Here is a 2780-nt window from a genome sequence, read left to right on the forward strand (position 1 = left end):
CACGGGCACGAACGTTCAATCCCCGGCTATCGCTATCTTACGACCACACAAAAATGAGGTCCACCAGAAAGATCTGGTGACCTCATAATACGAACGGGTACGATAGTTGAACCCATTATGGAGCAGTTGCCTACGGCAGTTGCTCCATTAACCGGCAGTTCTCTGAACGGCGTTTTCGAAATGTCTGCATGAACTGTTCCTTCGTAACTTAATTTTTTTTTGCTTTCTGTCACACTTCACATCCCTTGCCCGTCATACAGGTAAAATTGCGAAGGGATGATGAACGATGCAAAAGGTTGATGTGGTCGTGGTTGGTGGAGGAATTGCGGGTTTAACCGCAGCAATTTACGCAGCTAAAGCCGGGAAACAAACCATGGTCGTTGAAAAACAGAATCGCTTAGGCGGCCGAGCCGTTTCCAACAAGAAAAAAGGAGCTTACTTCAATTTGGGCGCGCATGCCTTGTATACGGGAGATGCGTACGCGACTTTCCGGGAATTGGGACTGACCTTGCAAGGAAAGCAACCTTCGAGTGATGCCTATGGCATTTGGAAAGGGAAATTGAACACCTTGCCTTCGGATATGAAATCCTTGTTTACGACCCCGCTGTTGTCTTGGAAAGGAAAGATGGAGTTTGCTTCCTGTCTTATGAAACTTTTAAAAGCGGATACTCGTCGATTTGATCGGATCAGTGTCCGCGAATGGGTCGAAGGGAATTTGCGAGATCCCATGGTGCGCAATATCTTTTATTCGTTACTTCGTGCCGCCAGTTATGTGGTCGGGCCGGATTTGCCAGCTGCGGGTCCAGTATTGAAACAACTGCAGAATGCCCTTAAAGGCGTGTTGTACCTGGATCGTGGCTGGGGTGAATTGATCGAGGAATTGCGGCAAAAGGCAACCGATCTGGGAGTGCGGTTTGAAACAAATACCAAAGTCTCGTCCATCGATACCCGGGGCGGGATCGTGCGGCAGGTTCTCTGTGAAGACGGAACGAAACTCGATACGCTCCATGTTGTCCTTGCCACATCGCCTTCTATCGCAAATGAGTTGGTGCCCTCTGCAGAAAAAACCGCCCTTCATACCTGGAAAGAACAAGCGATTGAGATTACCGCGGCTTGCCTGGACGTGGCCTTGAAACGACTACCCAAGCCTAAACAACAATTTGCATACGGGATCGATCAGACCGTGCTTTTTACCAATCAATCGCGTGCGGCTTATCTAAGCGACGATGGCGCGCAAGTCATATCGCTCATTAAGTACCAAGGGAAAGAAACGGACCCGGATAAAGATTTGCATGAACTGGAAGGTGTGTTGGATTTGATGCAGCCGGGATGGCGGGAAGAACTGATTGTCAAGCAATATCTTCCTAAACTGACGGTTTGTCACGACTTTATGCATATGAAACGTCTTGAGAATCCCGGACCCGCTGTCCCGGAAATACAAGGATTATATGTAGCAGGAGAATGGGCGTCGCACGGTGAAGTATTGGTTGATGCCGCGACGGCAAGCGCCAAAAGAGCCATACAACACATGCTCTCCCTTGAGGGTAAGGAGAGGAATGCCTTTTATGAGCATAGAGGAATTGTATAAACGTTATAAAACAGAGCTGTTTTCGTTAGCCTATCGAATGCTCGGCAGCGTCATGGATGCGGAAGATATCGTACAAGATGCTTTTTTGAGCTATGACGGACTGTCCGACGTCGGGACAATCCGAAACGAAAGGGCATTCCTATACAAGATCGTAACGAATCGTTGTCTGGATCTGTTGCGCTCGTCAGCCAAAAAGCGGGAAATGTACGTCGGTCCATGGCTTCCGGAGCCCCTGATTGAAAAAGGGGCTTCGGACAACGATCCATCTAATAGGTATTTGCGGTCGGAGTCGATTTCCACGGCTTATCTTCTGCTTCTGCAGCAATTGAGTGCAATGGAAAGGGCGGTTTTTCTTCTTCGAGAGATTTTTCATTATTCGTTTGAAGAGATTGCCGATATCGTCGGGAAAAGCAGTGCGAATTGCCGGCAAATTTTCCACCGCGCCAAAAAAAGCATCCATTTCGACCCGGACCAACAACCGTCGGTTTCCATTGCGGAGGATAAGATTAAAGAGTTTGTGAATTCGCTGTTGCAAGGAAATACGACGAAGCTTCTTGAACTGGTTAGCGAGAATGTTGTGCTCTACTCGGACGGCGGAGGCAAAGTAAGCGCGGCACAAGTACCTGTTGTCGGGTTTGAGCAAGTGCTGAAGCTTCATCAGAATGTGATCAACATGCATGCGGGTAAATTTATGTACTCGTTCCTCATGGTGAATGGGCTCCCCGGAATCCGCATTCGTTTGGATGAAGGGATTCAATATGTTTATTCTTTTGCTTATCGAGATCATAAGATCGAAGCGATTTATACTGTCGCAAATCCGGAAAAGTTAAGACATCTATAGAATCACTACTTAAAAGCTCGAAAGGAGCTGCCGAAGCACTCCTTTCTTTTTTCGCCGTTAGGTCCGTTAAGGGGAACCGTATTACAAGTAGGGCGAAATTTTAGGCTTTAATTACATACTGCGTGCGGAGTGCGGAAGGTTACCCGAGTCAGTGGGTGAGACCACCAAGGAGGAAGATTGCTCCACAACCTTGAAGGCTGCCGAGCTAAAGTTCTGGCAGCCTTCATTAAGCTAACGGATTACGATAGCATTCCTGTAGAGCGTTAAATTACCGCTTTGCAAAAAAACGAGCGCCTCGGTACGATGGGAGTACGCAACGGGTCATAGCCCTTTAAATCCCATCATCCAGGA

Annotated in this window: 2 protein-coding genes; both read left to right on the forward strand. The window is 47.9% G+C overall.

Going from position 1 to position 2780, the window contains the following annotated elements; genetic code table 11:
* Positions 1-286 precede the first annotated feature (286 nt).
* Positions 287-1588 carry a phytoene desaturase family protein gene (locus AC0YNV_RS40585; RefSeq protein ID WP_475773117.1) on the forward strand — a complete coding sequence of 434 codons (1302 nt, stop codon included), beginning with the start codon at positions 287-289 and terminating at the stop codon, positions 1586-1588.
* A complete protein-coding gene (locus tag AC0YNV_RS40590; protein WP_475773118.1) occupies positions 1566-2429 on the forward strand; it encodes an RNA polymerase sigma-70 factor in 864 nt (287 codons plus the stop codon). The genes AC0YNV_RS40585 and AC0YNV_RS40590 overlap by 23 nt, the downstream gene beginning before the upstream one ends.
* The last annotated feature ends 351 nt before the right edge of the window (positions 2430-2780 follow it).

It is taken from the genome of Paenibacillus sp. JT31N11 (assembly GCF_056269285.1).

What these genes read in the sequence shown, in the direction of transcription:
- AC0YNV_RS40585 (WP_475773117.1), top strand. Translation starts at nt 287, where the DNA reads ATGCAAAAGGTTGATGTGGTCGTGGTTGGTGGAGGAATTGCGGGTTTA.
- AC0YNV_RS40590 (WP_475773118.1), top strand. Translation starts at nt 1,566, where the DNA reads ATGAGCATAGAGGAATTGTATAAACGTTATAAAACAGAGCTGTTTTCG.